Below are 21,135 nucleotides of genomic sequence, written 5' to 3'. Positions count from 1 at the left end.
CGAACGATCGCACCTGCGGACAGGGTCGCAGCCTGTCCTGTTCCATGCTCCACATTCGCGATCACTGACTGAACTGAAAGTAAGACGCAGTATGTACAAACAACTTGGCCAACGCGCCACGCCCAACGCAAGCAAGTATCTCCAACAGCTTTGCAAACATTTCGGGCATAAAGTCGACGTCACATTTGACGAAACCCAGGGCCGGATTTGCTTTCCTTTTGGTCCGGTCCATCTGTCCGCAACGGATACGACACTGCAGGCCGACGTGATCGGAGAAGACGAAGACTCCCTGAGCCGGGCGCGGCAGGTTATCGATTCTCATCTGGAACGGTTCGCATTTCGGGAGGATTTTTCGGCGCTCGACTGGGGACCTGCTACAAAATCAGACCAGCCCGGCTGAGGCCAAATCACCGTTTGGCACGGTTGCTGATCGGACAATTGGAGACGAAAGTCACCGGCGAAGACATCATGACGAAGAGATCATCCAGATGATCAAGGACCAGGACGCAGGCGAGAAGACCGCGGACCTGCGCAGGCGCTATGGGTTCAACCAGGGCGTGGTTTGCAAATACAAGTCAGGCTATGATGGCAGGGAGCCTTCGGATGCTTGACACCTGCCGGAATGCCGCAAAGAGCTTTGTCTATTGTTTCAAACGCAAAACATTGGTTCAGTCGTCCGGAGCCTGGGGGTAAATTTGATTAAAATTATCCATACCGCTGACATCCATTTGGACTCCCCCCTCAGATCTCTCGCGCTCCGTAACTCCGGTCTGCGCGATGTGGTCGCGGCGGCATCCCGCTCTGCGTTCAGTCAACTTGTCGACCGCTCCATCTCCGAAAAGGTCTCTGCCCTCCTGATCTCCGGCGACCTCTTCGATGGCAAAGAGCGCAGTGCCAGGACGGCAGCTTTCCTGATGGCCGAGTTGGACCGCCTTGGAGACGCGGGCATCAGGGTCTTCTACATCAAGGGCAATCATGACGCGGAAAACCCAATCACCGGGACGCTCGACCTCCCCTCCAACGTTCACGTCTTCGACGCACGGGGCGGAAAAGAACAACTGACCGATGAAGTCTGGATTCATGGTGTCAGCTTTGCGGACCGCCATGCGCCGGACAGTCTTCTACCGCGCTTCAGGGCGCCGGTGCCCGACACGGTGAATATCGCCATGCTGCACAGCTCGCTTGGGGGCTCCGTCGGCCATGATACCTACGCCCCCTGCAGCGTCCCGGATCTTGTCGGTATGGGCTTCGATTACTGGGCACTCGGGCATATCCACAGGCGTCAGATCCATTCAGACGCGCCCTGGATCATCATGCCCGGAATCCCCCAAGGCCGCGATATCGGCGAAGCTGGCCCCAAGTCTGCGACCATGATTGTGATCGATCAAGGCCGCATCGATGTGACCGAAGTGCCCACCTCGGTCGTTGAATTCGCCCAAATCGAGGTGGATGTGACGGAGGCGGCAGATGACGAAGCCCTGCGCGGACTTCTGAAACGCCAACTGAACGCCTTGCGCAAGCGGATCGCTGCGCCGGTCGGCGTGATCCGCCTAGCCCTGACCGGTCGCCCCGCTCGCCATTGGCAGATCCTGAGGGATCGCGACGTCTGGATCGAACAGGTGAATGCCCTCGCCGAGGCCGCAGGCGACCTGTGGATCGACAAGCTGATGTTTGACCTTCTGCCTCCGGCAACTGACGAAAGTGCAGGTGGCGCCACAGATGAGCTGGCCGAGACAATGGCGGCGATCCCCACGGAACCAGGTTTCGCGGCCTTCGCCCGCAAAGAGGTCGAGGCCCTGTTGCAGGATCTTCCTGCCGCACTTCGCGAAAAAATATCTCCCGACGAGGCCGACCGAGATGCCCTGATCGACCGGCTGACGAAGGCTGGTACCGATCTTGTCCTGGCACAGATGAAAGGCGCCGGGAACTGATGCGGATCCAACGCCTCACTCTTGATCGCTTCGGCCATTTCACCAACCGGGAGTTCGACTTTGGCACAGCCGGCGACGGCCACGACTTCCACATCATCTATGGGCCCAACGAAGCCGGCAAGACCACCACGATGGAAGCTGTCCTGCGGTTGTTCTACGGTTTTCCGACGCGCGAGAGCTACGCGTTCAAGCATCCGCGCAACAACCTTCAGATCTCGGCTACGCTGAACATGGACGGTGTCCTGCGCACCTTCACGCGGCTGCCGACGCGCGGTGGCTCGCTGATCGACGAAACCGGCAGCGCCCTGCCCGAGGCGGCCCTATCCGCACATCTCGCCGGTCTTTCAGAAACGGATTACCGTCGCCTTCTCTGCCTCGATGACGAAACCATCGAACGCGGCGGTGAGGAAATCGCGAACGCCGAAGGCGATATCGGCCGCCTGCTCTTCTCTGCCGCTGCCGGCGTCGCAGACCTCAGCACCGTGCTGGACAGCGTCCGCGCGCGCGCTGATGCGCTTTGGAAGAGACGCGGGCGCACGACGCGCATAGCCGAGATGAAACGTCAGCTGGCCGAGGTGGAAAAAGAGATCAAGGCGCGCGATGTGACGGCCAGCGCGTGGAAGGCGCTGAAGCGCGACCTGAAAAAAGCGCAGTCGGTCGAGCACGATGCCCGCGCGGCACGAGACAGGCTGAACGAGAAAAGGGCAGACACAGAGGCACAGCGGCGCGCCCTGCCGCTGCTCGGCGAAATTCGTGAACTCGAAGCGGCGATCTCCCCCTATGCGCATCTCCCCGATCACCTCGATTTCGACCCCGAGCGCCTGATCGAGTTGCGTGGCAATCACGGGCTGGCCACGCAGAACATGGCCCGCCTCAGCGCGGATATCGCGGCGCTCGAACAGGAGCGCACAGGCCTCGCGGTGGCGCCTGAGCTTCTTGAGCTGTCGGTCGCGCTGGCCGCGCTTGAAGACCTTGCCGCACGGGACCGCACCGCACAGCTGGATCTGGACAGGCGCCAGGACGAACGGAAAGCCGCCGAGGCCTCCATGCTGCAGGCGGCAAAGGAGCTTGGTATCACGGCGCCCGACGCGGATCTGCCCGCCCTGGTTCGGTCGAGCGCGGATATTGCCATGCTGGAGGACGCCAGGGACCGCCTGCGTACAGCCCTGTCCCAGGAGGAAGCGGAGGCCCGAGAGGTCGCCGACCTCAAGACGCGGGTGGCCCGGGCGCAAGACGCGCTTCAGGACTGCACGCCGACCGAGGCAGGCGCCTCGACCTTCACGGACATTCTGCTGCGCTTCGATGCGGACCGGCTGGCCCCTGCCCATGCGGCGGCCCTGCAGGCAATCGCGACAGCCAAGACCAAGGCTGACCGCGCTCTGGCGGCGCTCTCCTTTGGAGAGGTCAGCTTCGATCCTCTGCCCATCTGCCCGACGTCCCGCCTGCAGGCGACCTCCTGGGCCGAAAGGCATCAGGAGCTTGCGCGCGACCTTCGCACGACCATGGACAAGCGCGACGAGCACTTGGAGGACCAGGAAGCATGCCGCGCCCAGGCCGTGGCATTGGCGAGGGACGCGAAGCTCGTGTCCGACGCTGATGCAAAAGCGCTGCGGGCAGAGCGCGACGCGCTCTGGTCAGAGCATCTGACCGCTCTCGACAGGCAGACGGCTGCCGGGTTTCACGCAGCCTTGCAAAACCATGACATCGCCGCCGACACGCGGTTGGCGCAGTCGCGCGAACTGGCGCAGCTCCGAGAGATAGGACAGGCCGAAGCCAGCGCCCGAAGCCGCGCCGACCACGCGGAAAAACGCCTTGCCATCCTTCGCAAGGAAAGCAGTGCGATCCAGGCCTCGGTCAGTGCGGCAGCGGCTCAGCTCGGCCTGCCAACCTGCATCACCCCTGCCGAATGGCAGGACTGGGTTCTGCGTCATGAAGCCGCCCGCGACGCCGCGCAGGACCTGCAATCAACGCAAGAAGCCAATCATGGCACCGTTCAACGGGCCGAAGCCTTGCTGGCGGAGCTTGCAGCCGCCCTGCCCTTGCCCCCCTCGGATCTGAGCGATGGCCTGAATACGGCCCGGCGCCTGGCCGAGGACGAACGCAAACACGCCGACGCCCGAACGAAAGCCACAGAGGCCCTGCGGCAGGCGCAACGCGATCTTGCCCGGCGCAAGGAGCGTCACGCGGAGGCGCTGGCGACAAGGGACGATGCAAACAAGACCTGGCAGGCGTCGATCCGCGCCCTTCTCGGAGAGACCGTTCTGCCCGAGCGCCTGATGGCCTCGTTGGAGCCCCTGCGCGCCCTGCGCGAGCACGAAAAAGCCCGCGCCGCAGCAGCCCGCAGGGTCAGCACGATGCAGAACGATCAGACGCAATTCGCCGAGGAGGTCGGATCCCTGGCCCGCAGTCACCAAATAGACGCCCAAGGGGCTGCGGCCCAGACATACGCCGACCTCAAGACGCTGGCGGAGCAGGGCCGGTCCGACAGGGAGGCACTGGAGAGGGTCAACCGGGAGATCGACAGGGCGAAGCGCGAACGCACGCGAAACAAGGACATACGGGATGCCATCGAGCAAGAAGTCGCCGCGATCGCCGCAGTCTTCTCTGACCTCGACACCAAAAGCGATATCGACACCGCAAGCGACATCGACGCCCTGCGCAAGCTCGCCTCAAGGGCGCAACAGGTGATCCGAAACCGCGCCTCGCTTGAAAAACGAACGCAGCAGGTCCTCTCCGAACTGGGGGCCGCAGATATCGGTACGGCAAGGGCCCAGCTGGCCGAAACTTCGCTCACCACGCTGGACGCCATCCTGCAGAGCTATGGCGCCGACCTCGCTCATGCCGAGGAGGCACTGACCCAGGCCATTCGGGATCGGACGACTGCCGAACATGCCCTCGCCGAGGTGAAGGGAGACGACACGGTTGCCGCGCTTGTGGAACAGAAGGCAACTCTGGAACTGCAGATCGAAGAGGCCGCGATGGCGCACCTTGAGCTTTCGCTGGGTCATCACCTCGCGTCTGACGCCATCCGCCGCTATCGCGACAGCCACCGCAGCGGGATGTTGACCGCAACGGAACAGTGTTTTGCCAGCCTCACCCAAGGCAGCTACCCGGCGCTCAGCACCCAGATCGACAAGGATGCCGAGGTGCTGCTGGCCCTCGACAGGAATGGTGTCAGCAAGCGTGCCGACGAGATGTCAAAGGGCACCCGCTTTCAGCTCTACCTCGCTCTGCGCGCGGCGGCACACGCGCAGCTGGTCGACCAGGGCACGACGCTACCGTTTTTCTGCGACGACATCTTTGAAACCTTTGACGAGGCACGCACGAGCGCGGCATGCCGTGTCATGGAAGCCATCGGCGGACGTGGGCAAGCGATCTACCTGACCCATCATCGACACGTGGTCGAGATCGCCCAGACAGTCTGTGATGTACCGCCTGTCATTCATCAGTTGTAACTCAATACGCCCGCAACGCTCACAACGCCCACAAAGAGGCGTGATTTGAAAGACCGCGCCGACATCCGCAAGGCGATGTCGGAGCGTGCCGACGCGCGCCGCCGGTCCAGTTGCCGCCGGCTCTGCGTCCTGCCGGAACGCCAGGGCATGCGCCTGCAGTACAAGCAGCGCCATGACAGCGGTCGCAAAGAGGGGCGAATGCCCACCGGGCTGAAAGCATTGGGCTCGTAGCCCGAGACATACAGAAGCCATGTATCGCAGGGTCGCCCCGCCGACGCTCCCAGATATATAGACCCCAGAAACCACTTGGCCTTCTTTGGGACGACCTTCGATATATCGCACAGAGCCGGGCCGACTGTGTCTTCTGTACCAGCCCAGACAAGAAGTTTCACAATTGCTGCACGCGCCATGACATGCACTTGCATGTCAAGATATTTAAACTGTATAGTTTGGCCAACAGCCAGCCTTTCCCTCGAGCCAGCCTGAAGTAACCACAAAACTTGGGACCTCGAATGATAGCCATGAACACTTCTTTGCGTGCCCGTCTGCTCGGCGGTGCGGTTGCGGCATTGCTCCCTGTCGCCCCGGTCGCGGCGCAGACCATCTCCTCTGATGTGATAACCCTTGATCCCATTCATGTGCGCATGAATGACCCGGTCGGTGATGCTGCCGACCGCGCGACTGCAGTCTATGTTGCGGACGCGGAATTGGAACGCGCCCGGTTGGGCGATCTGAAAGATCTGTTTGCCGGTCTGGCTTCGGTATCCGTTGGCGGTGCGATCCCGGTCGCACAGAAGATCTTTGTGAACGGCATCGACATGCTGAACCTGACGATCGCCGTTGACGGTGCGTTGCAGAACAACCGCGCCTTTCACCACGTGACCGCAAATGCCTTTGATCCCGGCGTGCTGAAATTCGCCCGCGTCGATCCCGGCGTGGCCGCGGCTGACACCGGCCCCAATGCCGTTGCCGGTGCCGTGATCATGGAAACGGTCGATGCCGCAGACGTGCTGCAGGATGACGACAACTTCGGCGGCAATTTCCGCTTGGGATATGGCAGCAACGGCCAGACCACCAGCGGCTCTGTCACCCTTGCGGGACGCAGCGAAAGTGGCTTTGAAGTTCTGGCCTATCTCAAACGCGCAGTCGGCGACGACTACAAGGACGGAGAAGGCAACACCGTTCTTGGCACCGGCGCGGATATGAAAAGCCAGTTGCTGAAATTCGGCTGGGAATCGCTCGAAGGTCATCGCGTTGAGTTGTCCGGGCAGCAAATCGTCGATGACGGTGCCCGCCCCTACCGCGCCAACATCGGGGATCTGGTGGGCAGCACCACGCCGAAAACCCGGATATACGAGACCAGCCGGAGCAATTTCAGCCTGCGCTACGAGAACCTGAACGACTTCGGCATGTGGGACCCTGAACTGGTTCTGGGATACTCTGAAAGCGACATTCGCGTCCCCGACCCCTACCAGAGCACGGGCATTTCCAGCACGCTGTCCTTCAAGGCCCAGAACACGTTCCACCTGTCTGACAGCAAGACGATCACCGCCGGTATCGACTACTACAACAAAACCTCCGAATATTCCGAGCCGGGCGACGTATATCGCGAAGAGGGTGCGAAGAACTTTGGTGTGTTTGCCCAGCTTCGGATGGAACCCAGCGAGAAATGGCTGCTGTCGGGCGGTCTGCGCTACGACTGGCAGGATTTCGACGGGCTCGGCGACTATGAGTCCTCGGTCGATGGTGGCAGCGGCAACGCATCCATCACCTACCGCATTTCGGATCGCTTGTCCGTGCGCGGTGGCTATTCCAGCGTGTTCGGAGGCATCCAGCTGGAAGACAACTATGAATTCTGGCGGGGCTGGACCTACGATGGCCTGCGCAGCGCGCGTGCGCACAATTATGTCGCCGGGATCGACTGGACCAACGACAGGCTGACATTGGGCGGCGAAGTTTTCCTGACCGAGATCAGCGACGCACGCAGCGGCGGCGCCAATATCGACTTTGAAAGCAAGGGCTACAGCCTTGGCACGACCTATGGTTGGGATCTTGGTTTCCTGCGGTTCACCTATATTGACAGCGAAATCAGCGTGAACGGCGACGCCTCCGGCAGCTACGGCGCGCAGGATCTCGGCGCGCCGCTGGGTCAGGTCATCGCATTGGAAGTCCAGCACGAGCTGCCCGCATATAACCTCGTCGTGGGCGGGAACCTCGATATGGCGCTGGACTATGACGACACTGAAGGCACGTCTGACAAGGGGTTGGAAGGCTATGAAGTGGTCAATCTGTTTGCCGAATACACGCCTCCGTCCCTCGCGGGTGTGACGGTTCGCGCCTCGGTCCAGAACCTGCTGGATGCGGACTATTCCGATCGCGCAACCTACGGCGCCGACTACGCATCTGTGGTGGCCCTCAAGGAGCCGGGACGGTCGTTCGGCCTGGAGCTGATCGCGCGTTTCTGAACGCCCGGCGACATCAAAACGAAAATCAAAAGGCCCCGAGCGGGGCCTTTTGGCGTTGCGGCGACGCGTCAGGAAAATGCCTCAGGACAGATGCCTCAGGACAAAAGTTTGATCATCAGCTTTGACAGCGCATAGGCCTCATCCGTGGTCATCAGCCCGGAGAGTTCCTTTTGGATCGCGGCCATATATCCGGGCCAGATCCTGTTGTGCAAACCAAGTCCCTGATCCGTCAGGAACAGAACCTGCTTGCGGCGGCCGTCACTGATATAGGTTCTCTTGATCAGCCCCTTGTCCAGCATTCTGCCGACATGGCGGGAGAGCGCGTATTGCGCAACAAACAGCTTCTTTTCCAGTTCAGCCATCGGCTGCCCTTCGGCACCGGCGCGGGCCACTTCCAGCAGAATTTCGTACCAGATCGGATCGCTGACGCCCTCCGCCTTGAGGGCACGGGATATATCGGGAAGGAACTTTCGATGCGCCCGCATGACATTGAACCAGACCCGGTTGTAGGCGACAGAAGGATCCTCATCGCCGAAAAAAGCGGACGCCTCACGCGCAAAAGTGGTGTTGTCCATAATGAGCTTTGCTTCCTGCGAGACGTTATCGACCGTGGGCATCTGACAATACATTGTGATCCTAACGCTTTGTGACCAAAGATCAATCTCGGGCGTATATTTGATAGAAACCGCAGGATAGGGCCTGACGGCGTTCCCCTCCGCCAAAGCGCATTGCTGGTTTCTCATTTCTGGGACATCGCGCGGCCCGCCGTCAGGCCATGCCCCTGAACACATCCTGCCGCAGGGGCACGCGACTGACCCAACGCCCAAAAATTAGCCAATCGAACGCCCTGAGGCGCGATTTTGAAAAATAACACCGCCGCGCGCACATTGGTGTAGCATCGGATAAAAATTTTCCCTTTGGTAAAATTATTGGGAGATCAGAAATGTTGGACATTCTCGTCAGACAGGCAAATTTGCCGGATGGCCGTGGGCCTTTGGACATCGCGATCCAAGGTGACAAAATCGTTTCAATCGCGGCGCATATCGAGGCCGAAGCCCGTGAAGAGATCGACGCGAGCGGACGGCTCGTTTGCCCTCCGTTTGTCGATCCGCACTTTCACATGGATGCCACACTGAGCCTCGGCAGCCCGCGCCTCAACCAGTCCGGAACCCTTCTGGAAGGGATCGCGCTCTGGGGTGAGCTCAAACCCTTGCTGACCCCGCAGGCCGTGATGGAACGGGCCCTGCGCTACTGTGATCTGGCGGTCTCTCAGGGGCTTTTGGCAATTCGCAGCCATGTCGATATCTGCGATGACAGGCTGACAGCCGTCGAAGCGCTGATCGAGGTCCGCAAACAGGTCGCGCCCTATATTGACCTGCAGCTTGTGGCCTTTCCCCAGGACGGGCTGTACCGATCGCCCAATGCCGAGGACAACCTTTTGCGGGCGCTCGACATGGGGGTGGATGTGGTCGGTGGCATCCCGCATTTCGAGCGGACCATGGCCGACGGTGCCCGGTCCGTCACGCGTCTGTGCGAGATCGCGGCAGATCGCGATCTGATGCTGGATCTGCATTGCGATGAAAGCGACGATCCCTTGTCCCGCCATGTCGAAACGCTCGCGGCAGAAGCGACCAGACTTGGCATCGGATCCCGTGTTGTGGCCAGTCACGTCACGGCGATGCATTCCTATGACAACTACTATGCGACCAAGCTGATCCCTCTGATTGCAGAAAGCGGGATGCACATTGTCCCGAACCCTCTCATCAACATTACCCTGCAGGGGCGCTCCGACACCTATCCCCGGCGGCGTGGTTTGACCCGGGTGCCCGAGCTGCGGGCGGCAGGGGTCAATGTGGCGTTTGGCCAGGATTGCACGATGGATCCGTGGTACTCGCTGGGATCTGCCGATATGCTTGAGGTTGCGCATATGGCCGTCCACGCGGTTCCCATGACCTCCCGCGAGGCGATGGAATGGACGTTCACATCTGTGACGCAAAATGGCGCGGCGGCCATGGGCCTTCCCGATCCCACACTCCGGCCGGGGGGACCTGCAAATCTGGTTGTTCTGCAGGCCCGCGACCCCATCGAAGCCGTCCGCCTGAAAGCCACCAGGCTTGCCGTGATCAAACGGGGTAAAATTCTCTCCCGCACGGCGCCACGCCTTGCCACCCTGACGCTGCCCGGCCGGCCACAGATGCTGGATCCCGCCGCCTATGCACCCGTGGCATCGGATCCGCTCACCTGACTTCACCTGTAAACCCGCAAACCCGTAGACCCGCAAAAAAGGAAAGCCCCGTGAAACCATCCGTAACCCGTCGCCAACTGCTTGTTGGTGCTACCGCCACCCTCGCCCTTCCCGCCTATGTCCGCCGCCTTGGCGCACAAGCTGTCACCCGGGTCGCGGGCGTCCATATGTCTCCGGTCGAAAACGCCTGGAACAGCCGGGTTCATCTGGCGTTTCAGAACGCTGCGGCGGCTGGGCTGATCGAATATGAATTCTCTGAAGGGGTCGCCCCGACGGATTACCCGCGCGCCATGCGTGAATATGCCGAGAGCGGCGCGCAGCTGATCTGGGGCGAATCCTATGCGACCGAGCGGGAGGCCCGTGAGGTCGCAGCCGACTACGCGGACACCGCCTTCCTGATGGGCTCGTCCGGTGGCCCACAGGGCGACAACTTCGGTGTGTTTGGCACCCGCAATCACGAAGCAGCCTATCTGTCCGGCATGCTCGCTGGAAAAATGTCCAAAACCAATGTGTTCGGCTCTGTTGGCGGCTACCCTATTCCCGAAGTCAACCTTCTGATCAATGCGTTCCGCGCGGGCGTGGAGGACGTGAACGCGGAGGCCACATTCGTGAATGGCTTTATTGGCGCATGGTTCGACCCGGCCCGCGCGAAAGAGGCCGCAATGGCCCAGATTGATGCCGGGGCAGACATCCTGTTTGGGGAACGGATCGGCACCGCGGATGCGGCTCAGGAACGCGGCATCAAGGCGATCGGATCCCTGATCGACTACACCCCACGATATCCCGGCACCGTATTTGCAAATGCGATTTGGAACTATGGACCGACAATCGACGCCATCGTTGCCGACATTCAGGCGGGGAAACCTGTCGGGCGTGACTATACCGAATATTCATTCATGGCGCATGGAGGCAACGAGTTGATCTATGTGGCCGAGGATGTGCCCGCCGATGCAATTCCAGCCATGGAAGCCAAACAGGCAGAAATCCGCTCCGGGGCCTGGAATGTCCCGATCAACAACGACGAACCGGCATAGGCGCAGGCCGATATGACCGATGCCACAGCCCTCGCTGCGGCCATTGCTGACGGGCGCACCAGCGCCTGCGCAGTAATGGAGGCAACACTGGCCGCTTGCGAAACGCAGGCGGACCTTGGGGCTGTGGTTTACTGCGATACAGGACTGGCCCGCGCTCTCGCCCGGGCTGCGGACGCAACGCCAACGGAACAAAGAGGACCCTTTCACGGCGTTCCCTTCCTGGCAAAAGATCTTGGAGCCGTGGCAGCCCGTCTCCCCGTCGCGGCGGGGTCGGCAGCGCTGCGGGCGAAAGCGGCGAGACCCGCAATTGACAGCCACCTGTTTCAGGCCTTCGCCAAGGCCGGGCTGCTGACCTTTGGCGTGACCGCGACGCCGCCCTTCGGCCTTGCCCTCAGCAGCGCCCCCGAGGACCGCCCGGAGGCCCGCAACCCCTGGAACCCGGACCTCACTCCGGGGGGATCATCCGGCGGAGCGGCCGCCGCGGTTGCCAGCGGCCTTGTGTCCATTGCGCATGCAACAGACGCCGCGGGCTCGATCAGGGTGCCCGCCGCCTGCTGCGGTCTGGTCGGTCTCAAACCGTCCCGTGGGGCAATTCCAGGCGGTCCTGACTATGGCAACCATCTGATGGGGCTGGCATCCGAACTGGTCCTTGCGCGATCCGTTCGCGATGTCCGGTCCGTTTTTGAGAGGGCCCACCTGCCGCTGCCGCCCGTAGCACAGCCTGCCCCCGCACGCATCGCCCTCGCGCTGCCTGACCGCTGCGATGCAACGCAACTCAGCGCCGTAGAGGCCGCCGCCGACGCCCTGTCGGATGCAGGCTGTCACATCATTGAGATCTCCGCCCCCGATACATTGGGTCAGGAGGCGCATGACATAGCCCGCCGCATCCTCTCGGTTTCCCTGGCGGAGTGGATGGCCGCGCTGGAGATCTGCGATGACGCGCTGCCTGCTCTGGCCGCCAGCGTTGCGGCGGAGGGGCGCGCGACCACGGCCCCCCAGTTGTTTGCGAGTTCACGCCAAATGGCCAGCCTGTCCGAACGCGCACATCGCGCCCTGTTCGCAGGTGCCGATGCGGTGCTGATGCCGGTCCTGTCGTCTTCTCCCCCACCCGTCGGTGCGCAGGAGGTGACTGACTGCGATCCCGACGCGCATTTTGCACGCATGGAGCGCTTTGCCCCCAATGCGGCCCTTGCCAATGTGGCCGGTTTTTGTGCCATCGCCCTGCCCTTCGGGCTGGCGGACCACCTCCCGCTCGGCGTGCAGTTGCTGGGTCCCGCTGGGTCTGATTTCAACCTGTGCCGGCTCGCCGCCGAGATTGAGGCCCGCGCCCCCGCATTTGCCTTTCCCGGACCGATCGCGGGCCTGCCGACATGACACATCCCGTCCTGGAAATGCATCAAATCACCAAACGCTTTGGCTCTTTCACGGCCATCGACGATGTGACGCTGACACTGGGTCAGGGGGAAATTCTGGCCCTGCTTGGCGAAAACGGGGCCGGCAAGACCACCTTGATGAATATTCTCTTCGGGCATTACGCGGCAGAGGCGGGCCGTGTCCGCGTTTTTGGCCAAGATCTCCCCTCCGGTCGGCCCCGCGCCGCAATCGAGGCGGGGGTCGGCATGGTGCACCAGCATTTCGCGCTGGCCGGGAACCTGACGGTACTGGACAACGTCATGCTGGGATCGGAATCGCTCTGGCGCGCGCGCACCGCGCGCGGTGCCGCACGCCAGAAACTGCTCAAGATCGCAGATCGTTTTGGCCTGCCGGTGGACCCGGAGGCAAAGGTCAACCGGCTCTCTGTCGGGGAGCGCCAGCGGGTCGAAATACTCAAGGCGCTGTATCGCGATGCCCGCGTTCTGATCCTCGATGAGCCGACGGCTGTCCTCGCGCGCCCCGAGGCACAGCGCCTTTTTGAGACCCTTCGCGAGATGGCAACAGAGGGGCTGTCGCTGATCTTCATCAGCCACAAACTGCCGGAGGTCATGGCGGCCTCTGACCGGGTCGCCGTTTTGCGAAGCGGACAAATGATTGCAGAACGAAAAACGGCAGAGACCAGCCCCGGAGAGCTGGCGGAATTGATGGTGGGGCGCAAAGTGACCCGGCCCGTCCGTCAGGATCATCCCATCGGAGCACCGGTTCTGATCGCACGCAACCTCAGTCGTGAGGATGATGGGGAAACCCAGCTGCAGGATGTCTCTTTCACTGTGAACGAAGGTGAAATCCTCGGCATCGTCGGCGTTTCGGGCAATGGACAGGCCACGCTGAGCCGACTGTTGTCGGGACTGGCGGCCCCGACGTCCGGGACTGTCATGTTGTCCGGCACAGATATCCGCATGCTCGGCCCGCGTGGACTGATTGCCGCCCGAGCCGGACGGGTGCCGGAGGATCGGCTGACCGAGGGCGTCGTGGCTGATCTGGCGATCTGGGAAAACGCCATCCTCGAACGGATCAGAACCCCTGCGTTCTCGCGTCATGGCTTTGTTCGGCGGGCGGCCGCCAGGGACTATGCGGACGAGCTGATCACCCGGTTCGACATTCGCGGCGCAACCCCCGAGACGCGCACCGGCCAATTGTCCGGCGGCAACATGCAAAAGCTGATCCTCGGGCGGTGTCTGTCGATTGGCCCGAAGTTCATTCTCGCAAACCAGCCCACCCGCGGCCTGGATGAAGGTGCGATCGCGGCCGTGCACGAGACATTGCTGGAGGCCCGCAGTCAGGGCGCCGCAATCCTGCTGATCTCGGAAGAGCTGGATGAAGCTGTGGCCCTGTCCGATCACATTCAGGCAATCGTCAAAGGCCGATTGTCGCTCCCCGTTGCCTCTGCAGAGGCGAATGCACAGAGGCTGGGTCTGATGATGGCCGGGATTTGGGAGGGGGGCGACCATGCGGCTTGAACGGCGATCCCACGTTCCCCTGCACCTCGCCTTCCTCGCGCCGGTGAGTGCGGTCCTTGTTGCGCTGTTTCTCGCGGCGGGGCTGATCGCAGCAGCAGGCGTGAGCCCCCTCACCGCCTATACGGAATTGGTGCGCGGCGCGTTCGGATCGCGTCTGGCGCTGTCCGAAATGTTGACCAGAGCCACGCCCCTGATCTTTACAGGGCTTGCCGCAGCCGTCGCATTTCGCGCGCGACTTTGGAATATCGGGGCGGAGGGGCAATTCTTCATGGGGGCCCTGATGACGGCCTGGGTGGGGCATTCGCTCTCTCTGCCGGGGCCGCTCGGGATGATCGTTCTGATGCTGATTGGAATGGCCGCCGGTGCGGCCTTGCTTGCCGGCCCTGCTTTCATGCGCCTGCGGTTCGGGGTGGACGAAGTTGTCACCACGCTGCTGCTGAATTTCATCGTCCTGTTGTTTGTCGGTTTGATGATCGAGGGTCCACTGCGCGATCCTCTGGCCTTCGGCTGGCCCTCATCGGTTCCCGTCGATGGCGCGTATCGGTTGCCCGATCTGATCCCCCGGACCCGTCTTCACTGTGGCTTTCTGGTCGCGCTCGGTGCTGCGGGCGCGGTCTGGCTGGTCTTTGCCCGCACAGTGTTCGGGATGGAATCCCGTGCCACCGGACTGAGCGGCTCTGCCGCTCGTTTTGCGGGAATTTCCTTGCCCGGAACGCTCATGCGGGTTGCTCTCTTTTCCGGGGCGCTGGCGGGGCTGGCCGGCTCAGTCGAAGTTCTTGGCGTCACCGCAGGTGTCACAACCACAATGTCGCCCGGATTTGGCTACGCCGGGATCGTGGTCGCGATGCTTGCCGCGCTGCACCCTGTCGGGGTCGTTGGCTCCGCGATATTCGTTGCGACCATCTTTGTCGGCGCCGATGCCATGAGCCGCGCCACCGGTGTGCCGAGCTTTATCGCGGACGTCATCGTGGCGCTTTGCCTTCTGACAATGCTGGTTGCGCTTCTGTTCACAACTCATCGGGTGCGGAGATGACCGACGCGATAGATCTCTTGCTCAATACAAATCTGTGGGCCGCTGTCCTGCGGATCGCAACGCCGCTGATCTTCGGCGTGTTGGGGGCGTTGCTGTGCGAACGCGCGGGCGTCCTGAACCTTGGCATCGAGGGGATCATGACCATGGGGGCCATGACCGGCTGGCTGACCGTCTATCTGGGCGGCGACCTCTGGATGGGGCTCTTGGTTGCCGCATTCGCAGGCGGGTTGATCGGCCTGCTTCACGCAGGCCTGACTGTGCCACTCGGCCTGTCACAGCATGTGTCCGGTCTGGGCATCACCCTCTTTGCATCGGCTGCGTCCTACTACATCTTCCGGCTGGTGGTCGAAGTGGGCAGCCTGCCCCCCACAATCGAACCCTTTCGCCCCGTTGACATTCCGTATCTGTCGGAGCTGCCCGTCATCGGGACCATATTATTCTCGCAGACCCTCCCGACATATCTGGCGCTGCTGGCTGTCGCGATGATGGCCTATATTCTGGCGCACACCCCCCTTGGCACGGCCATCCGCATGACCGGTGAGAACCCGCATGCGGTGGAGGCACAAGGCCTGAACCCCATGCGCATCCGCATCGGTGCCGTCGTTGTCGGATCCGCATTGATGGCCCTGGGCGGCGCTTTTCTGACCACGGCAGCCTTCAACAGCTTCTTCCCCGAGATGGTACAGGGGCGCGGCTGGATCTGTATTGCATTGGTGGTCTTTGCCTCGTGGAAGCCCGGCAAAGCACTGGTTGGCGCGCTGCTTTTTGCCTTCTTTGACGCCTATCAACTGCGGTTGCAGACTGTGGTCGACGGCGTGCCGTATCAGCTTTTCCTGATGGCTCCATACGTTTTGTCGATCGTCGCCCTGGTGCTGGTCGCGCGCCGGGCTCAGGTTCCGGCCGCCCTCATGACCCCCTACAGACGCGGTGAACGATAGGGCCTCCGCACAGCGCCCGCGGCCGGCAGCGTCAGTGCCCCCGAAATCCTGAATTGCCAAACGCCCACTTTTTCGGCAGTTTTACCGGGATGGAGAGCCTGCAGTTCACACATAACGCCTTGCTTGTACTGATGTCGTGCATTGTTGCGCTGGCGGCAGGGTTTACAGGCCTGTCCCTGACCCGCAACCTGTCGCAAAAGACCGTGACTCAAAGAAAGTTCTCGGTCGCCCTGGCAGCGGTGGCATTGGGCGGCGGCATTTGGTCCATGCATTTCGTGGCAATGCTGGGTCTTCAACTGCCGGTGCTGTTTTTCTACGACGCAGCCATTACGCTGATTTCAGCCCTGACAGCGATCCTGATCGTCGGCGCCGCCCTGATCCTTCTGCATTTCACCAAACGAACCCCGCAGAGGATCGCACTGGCCGGAACCATCGTCGGTGCAGGCGTCCTGGTGATGCACTATATCGGGATGGCCGGGCTTGAACTCTGCCGCGCGATTTACACCCCCTTTGGCATAATTGTGTCGTCGGGCGTGGCGATCGGCCTTTGTATCCTCGCCTTCGGAGTCGCCTACGGCCAGCGCACCAACCGAAACATATTTCTCGGCACATTGTGCTTTGCGGTCGCCGTCTGCGCCGTTCATTTTCTGGCGATGGCCGGAACCCGTTTTGTATCCGAAGCGCCGGTGATGGATTTCGGCCCGAGCATGAGCAACGAGGTTCTGGCTCTCGGTGTGATCCTGTCGAGTTTTGTCATTTTTGGCGCGTTCCTTTTGGTCAGCATCACCTATCTGGTGCCCGTGGCCACAACTGACGCAGAGCCCCTCCCGCCACGTGAGGCCGCGCTCCCACAGCCGACAGGCGAGTTCCACATCCCCTGCGAACGCGATGGCACCAAGGTCTTCGTCCCCTTCAGTGACGTCGCAATCGTGCGTGCGGACGGCCACTACACCCAGATCTATACCGAACGGGACCGGCTGTTTTGCGCCTGGCCCATTACCGAAGCGACCAAGCGCCTGTTGCCTGCCGGATTTCTCCAGACCCATCGCAGCTATCTGATCAACCCGGCAAAGGTGGCGCAGTTTGAACGGACCAAAGACAAGGGGCGCTGCATTTTTGAGGCAACGGGTCTGCCCCCGGCGCCGGTCAGCCGCTCCAAGCTGCAGGCGATTCAGGATGCGTTGACCCTCCCCGTCGGCGCAACTCGTGCGGGCTAGAGCGCATTTCGTGCAATTTATCGGTGTTTCACCAGTTTTCTAAAGCCATCGCAGACCTTCGACTGCACCCTTCTGGATAGCGAGACAGTCAGCTTTCAGGGAGGAGAGCCAATGATTCCAGCGGCATTTGAATATTACAGACCAAGCGATATGGCAGGCGTCATTGCGCTTCTTGAGGAACACGGAGACGACGCCCGCGTCATGGCCGGCGGGCACAGCCTGATCCCCATGATGAAGCTGCGGATGGCAGACGTCCCCCATTTGATTGACCTGCAAGGCCTCTCCGGTTTGTCGGATATCACGGTGGACACGGACAGCATTCGAATTGGTGCGCTGGTCACGCAGACCGATATCATCCGTCACGAGGGACTGGCGGCGGTGGCGCCGATCCTGCGCGAAACGGCGCTGCAGATTGCGGATCCCCAGGTCCGCAACATGGGCACGGTCGGCGGCAATGTCGCCAATGGCGATCCCGGCAACGATATGCCAGGATTGATGCAATGCCTGAATGCCAGCTTTACCCTGGTTGGGCCCGATGGGGAACGCGATGTCGCCGCCCGCGCGTTCTATGAGGCCGCCTATATGACGGCCCGAGAAGACGACGAGGTGCTGACAACCGTGTCGATCCCCTTGCCTGAGGGCGGCTACGCCTATGAAAAGCAAAAGCGCAAGATTGGCGATTATGCCACCGCCGCTGCGGCCGTTCAGATCACCAAAACAGGCGAGATTTGCGCCGCCGCATCGATCGCGATGACCAATCTGAGCGACACGCCGGTTTTTTCCGAGGCGGCGAGCATGGCGCTGGTCGGGACATCCATCGACGGGACCGCCCTGAGCGCAGCCGTCAGCGCAATGCTGGGCGATATCGATCCGACCGAGGATAACCGCGGCCCCGTGGCTTTCAAAAACCACGTAGCCGGCGTCATTCTGCGCCGCGCAATCGAGCGCGCTTGGTCACGCGCGTGAGGGAGGAAAACATGTCGACGAAAATGCATATCAAGCTGACCGTGAACGGCAAAAACGAAGAGTTTCTGGCCGAACCACGCGAACTGCTGATCTACACCCTGCGCGAACGGCTGAACATCACCGGTCCGCATATCGGTTGCGAGACCTCCCATTGCGGCGCCTGCACCGTCACCATCGGTGGCAAATCGGTCAAGGCCTGCACCATGTTTGTCGCACAGGCCAATGGAGCCGAGATCACCACGATCGAGGGGATCGGGAGCCCGGACGATCTTCATCCGCTGCAAACCGCGTTCAAGGAACACCACGGGCTTCAGTGCGGATATTGCACCCCCGGGATGATCACCCGCGCGACCAAGCTTCTCGAGGAGAACCCTGACCCGACCGAAGAGGAAATCCGTTTCGGCATGGCCGGCAACCTGTGCCGCTGCACCGGATACCAGAATATTGTGAAGTCCATCAAAGCCGCCGCCGCCGAGATGAATGCCGCGAAGGAGGCTGCAGAATGAAGGACGAAATCGAAAGCCGCGATGATCGCGTCGCCAACCTCAAGGGAATGGGATGCTCGCGCAAACGGGTAGAGGACGCCCGTTTCACACAGGGCAAAGGCAACTATGTCGATGACCTCAAACTGGACGGAATGCTGTTTGGCGACTTTGTCCGCTCGCCCTATGCCCATGCACGTGTGGTCAGCATCAACACCGAAGAGGCGCTGAAGGTTCCGGGCGTTCTGGCGGTGCTGACGGCGGCCGATCTGGAACCCCTGGGGCTGCATTGGATGCCGACGCTGGCCGGTGACAAGCAGATGGTCCTGGCCGATGGCAAGGTGCTGTTTCAGGGGCAGGAGGTCGCATTCGTCGTCGCCGAAGACCGCTACGCTGCCGCCGACGGGATCGAACTGGTCGAGGTCGAATATGACGAGCTTCCGGTCATCGTCGATCCGTTTGAATCGCTGAAATCCGACGTCGTCCTGCGTGAGGATCTGGTGGCCGAGGACGGCGGTCTGCCCGATGGCGCCCATGGGCCGCGAAAGCATCACAACCATATCTTCACCTGGGAGGCCGGGGACAAGGAGCCCACCGAACAGGTGCTCGCCGAGGCCGACGTCGTTGCGACGGAAACGATGTACTATCATCGCACCCACCCCTGCCCGCTGGAAACCTGTGGCTGTGTCGCCTCGATGGACAAGGTCAACGGCAAGCTGACGCTTTGGGGCACCTTTCAGGCCCCCCACGCGATCCGCACGGTCGTGTCCCTGATCTCTGGCATAGAAGAGCACAACATCCGCGTGATCTCACCCGATATCGGCGGCGGGTTCGGCAACAAGGTCGGCGCCTATCCGGGCTATGTCTGTTCTGTCGTGGCCTCTATCGTGACGGGCAAACCGGTCAAATGGATCGAAGACCGGATGGATAATCTGATGACCACCGCCTTTGCGCGGGATTATCACATGACCGGAAGGATCTCGGCCACCAAAGAGGGCAAGATCACCGGCCTGCATTGCCATGTGACGGCGGATCACGGCGGCTTTGACGCCTGTGCAGATCCGACCAAATTCCCCGCCGGTTTCATGAATATCTGCACCGGGTCCTATGACATCCCCACCGCCTATCTTGAGGTCGATGGCGTCTACACCAACAAAGCGCCGGGCGGTGTCAGCTATCGCTGTTCCTTCCGCGTGACCGAGGCGGTCTATTTCATCGAACGGATGATCGAAGTCCTTGCGATCGAGCTGAACATGGATGCGGCAGAGCTGCGCCGGATCAATTTCATCAAGAAGGAGCAATTCCCCTACACCGCCGCTTTAGGCTGGGAATACGACAGCGGTGACTATCACACCGCCTGGGACAAGGCGTTGAAAACCGTTGACTACGATGGGCTCAGGGCGGAACAAGCCCAGCGCGTCGAGGACTTCAAGGCCGGAAAAACCCGCAAGCTGATGGGCATCGGTCTGAGCTTCTTCACCGAGATCGTCGGCGCCGGACCGGTCAAGAACTGCGACATCCTCGGGCTGGGCATGTTTGACAGCTGCGAGATCCGCATCCACCCGACCGGATCGGCGATCGCCCGGCTTGGCACCATTTCGCAAGGCCAGGGCCACGCGACCACCTTTGCACAGATCCTCGCCTCCGAGATCGGCCTGCCCGCCGACAGCATCACCATTGAGGAAGGCGATACCGACACCGCCCCCTACGGGCTTGGCACCTACGGGTCGCGCTCGACCCCGGTGGCCGGGGCTGCGACCGCGATGGCCGGGCGCAAGATCCGCGCCAAGGCGCAGATGATCGCGGCCTACCTGCTTGAGGTTCACGACAACGATGTGGAATTCGATGTGGACCGATTTGTGGTGAAGGGAGCGCCTGAACGGTTCAAGACGATGAAGGACATCGCCTTTGCCGCCTATAATCAGGCCATTCCGGGGATCGAACCGGGCCTTGAAGCGGTCAGCTACTATGATCCGCCGAACATGACCTATCCCTTTGGCGCCTATGTCTGCGTGATGGACATCGACGTCGACACCGGTGTCCCGGAAATCCGCCGTTTCTATGCGTTGGATGACTGCGGCACGCGGATCAACCCGATGATCATCGAGGGGCAGGTTCACGGTGGCCTGACCGAGGCGCTCGCCGTCGCACTGGGCCAGGAGATCGCCTATGATGACATGGGGAATGTCAAGACCGGGACCCTGATGGACTTCTTCCTGCCAACCGCATGGGAGGTGCCGAACTACGAGACCGACTTTACCGTCACTCCCAGTCCGCATCACCCCATCGGAGCCAAGGGCGTCGGTGAAAGCCCCCATGTGGGCGGCGTGCCATGTTTCTCCAATGCGGTGCAGGACGCCTTCCGTCCCTTTGGCAACCGGCACACGAATATGCCGCATGACCATTGGCGGATCTGGCAGACAGCCAACAAACTTGGCCTGCACGACTAGAAAAGGACGCAGGGCGGGTGGTGAC

17 protein-coding genes are annotated in these 21,135 nt (G+C 61.6%); 16 read left to right on the top strand and 1 reads right to left on the bottom strand.

Annotated elements, in window-relative coordinates; translation table 11 throughout:
• The first annotated feature begins 91 nt into the window (after positions 1-91).
• From FGE21_RS00190 to FGE21_RS00170, 6 genes are all read left to right on the top strand, one after another.
• Positions 92-400, top strand: coding sequence for a DUF2218 domain-containing protein (locus FGE21_RS00190; RefSeq protein ID WP_139660646.1), 309 nt, complete (start codon positions 92-94; stop codon positions 398-400).
• Between the two features lie 88 nt (positions 401-488).
• The gene (locus FGE21_RS20260) at positions 489-611 is read left to right on the top strand and encodes a hypothetical protein (protein ID WP_255731179.1); all 123 of its coding nucleotides are present in this window, start codon (positions 489-491) and stop codon (positions 609-611) included.
• A gap of 33 nt (positions 612-644) precedes the next feature.
• The gene (locus FGE21_RS00185) at positions 645-1,931 is read left to right on the top strand and encodes an exonuclease SbcCD subunit D (protein ID WP_370285311.1); all 1,287 of its coding nucleotides are present in this window, start codon (positions 645-647) and stop codon (positions 1,929-1,931) included.
• On the top strand, positions 1,931-5,386 hold the full coding sequence (locus FGE21_RS00180) for a YhaN family protein (protein ID WP_139660643.1): 3,456 nt from the start codon (positions 1,931-1,933) through the stop codon (positions 5,384-5,386). The genes FGE21_RS00185 and FGE21_RS00180 overlap by 1 nt, the downstream gene beginning before the upstream one ends.
• 45 nt (positions 5,387-5,431) lie before the next feature.
• Positions 5,432-5,617, top strand: a complete 186-nt coding sequence (locus tag FGE21_RS00175; RefSeq protein WP_139660641.1) for a hypothetical protein — start codon at positions 5,432-5,434, stop codon at positions 5,615-5,617.
• A 281-nt stretch (positions 5,618-5,898) separates the two neighbouring features.
• The gene (locus FGE21_RS00170; protein WP_139660640.1) at positions 5,899-7,851 is read left to right on the top strand and encodes a TonB-dependent siderophore receptor; all 1,953 of its coding nucleotides are present in this window, start codon (positions 5,899-5,901) and stop codon (positions 7,849-7,851) included.
• A 95-nt stretch (positions 7,852-7,946) separates the two neighbouring features.
• On the opposite strand, the gene FGE21_RS00165 is transcribed toward FGE21_RS00170, so the two are convergent.
• Positions 7,947-8,468, bottom strand: coding sequence for a MarR family winged helix-turn-helix transcriptional regulator (locus FGE21_RS00165; protein ID WP_370285308.1), 522 nt, complete (start codon positions 8,466-8,468; stop codon positions 7,947-7,949).
• A 326-nt stretch (positions 8,469-8,794) separates the two neighbouring features.
• On the opposite strand from FGE21_RS00165, the gene FGE21_RS00160 reads away from it, so the two are divergent.
• The 10 genes from FGE21_RS00160 to FGE21_RS00115 all read left to right on the top strand — a co-directional run bounded on the left by FGE21_RS00160 (position 8,795) and on the right by FGE21_RS00115 (position 21,110).
• The gene (locus FGE21_RS00160; RefSeq protein WP_139660638.1) at positions 8,795-10,096 is read left to right on the top strand and encodes an amidohydrolase family protein; all 1,302 of its coding nucleotides are present in this window, start codon (positions 8,795-8,797) and stop codon (positions 10,094-10,096) included.
• A 50-nt stretch (positions 10,097-10,146) separates the two neighbouring features.
• A complete protein-coding gene (locus tag FGE21_RS00155; RefSeq protein ID WP_139660637.1) occupies positions 10,147-11,130 on the top strand; it encodes a BMP family protein in 984 nt (327 codons plus the stop codon).
• Between the two features lie 12 nt (positions 11,131-11,142).
• Positions 11,143-12,504: an amidase gene (locus FGE21_RS00150; protein ID WP_139660635.1), complete on the top strand. Its 1,362-nt coding sequence runs from the start codon at positions 11,143-11,145 to the stop codon at positions 12,502-12,504.
• Complete coding sequence (locus FGE21_RS00145) at positions 12,501-14,024, top strand: ABC transporter ATP-binding protein (protein WP_139660633.1); 1,524 nt, start codon at positions 12,501-12,503, stop codon at positions 14,022-14,024. Before FGE21_RS00150 ends, FGE21_RS00145 begins: the two co-directional genes overlap by 4 nt.
• The gene (locus tag FGE21_RS00140; protein ID WP_139660632.1) at positions 14,014-15,057 is read left to right on the top strand and encodes an ABC transporter permease; all 1,044 of its coding nucleotides are present in this window, start codon (positions 14,014-14,016) and stop codon (positions 15,055-15,057) included. The genes FGE21_RS00145 and FGE21_RS00140 overlap by 11 nt, the downstream gene beginning before the upstream one ends.
• The gene (locus FGE21_RS00135) at positions 15,054-15,995 is read left to right on the top strand and encodes an ABC transporter permease (protein WP_139660630.1); all 942 of its coding nucleotides are present in this window, start codon (positions 15,054-15,056) and stop codon (positions 15,993-15,995) included. The genes FGE21_RS00140 and FGE21_RS00135 overlap by 4 nt, the downstream gene beginning before the upstream one ends.
• A gap of 89 nt (positions 15,996-16,084) precedes the next feature.
• Positions 16,085-17,212 carry an MHYT domain-containing protein gene (locus FGE21_RS00130; RefSeq protein ID WP_139661026.1) on the top strand — a complete coding sequence of 376 codons (1,128 nt, stop codon included), beginning with the start codon at positions 16,085-16,087 and terminating at the stop codon, positions 17,210-17,212.
• Between the two features lie 111 nt (positions 17,213-17,323).
• Positions 17,324-18,178, top strand: coding sequence for a xanthine dehydrogenase family protein subunit M (locus FGE21_RS00125; protein ID WP_139660629.1), 855 nt, complete (start codon positions 17,324-17,326; stop codon positions 18,176-18,178).
• Between the two features lie 11 nt (positions 18,179-18,189).
• Positions 18,190-18,684 carry a (2Fe-2S)-binding protein gene (locus tag FGE21_RS00120; protein ID WP_139660627.1) on the top strand — a complete coding sequence of 165 codons (495 nt, stop codon included), beginning with the start codon at positions 18,190-18,192 and terminating at the stop codon, positions 18,682-18,684.
• On the top strand, positions 18,681-21,110 hold the full coding sequence (locus FGE21_RS00115; RefSeq protein ID WP_139660625.1) for an aerobic carbon-monoxide dehydrogenase large subunit: 2,430 nt from the start codon (positions 18,681-18,683) through the stop codon (positions 21,108-21,110). The genes FGE21_RS00120 and FGE21_RS00115 overlap by 4 nt, the downstream gene beginning before the upstream one ends.
• The last annotated feature ends 25 nt before the right edge of the window (positions 21,111-21,135 follow it).

The organism is Phaeobacter sp. B1627 (assembly GCF_006265095.1).
GTDB lineage: Bacteria > Pseudomonadota > Alphaproteobacteria > Rhodobacterales > Rhodobacteraceae > Epibacterium.
Note: the sequence above shows the minus strand (reverse complement) of the source record. Positions and strands in the feature narration are given on the sequence as shown.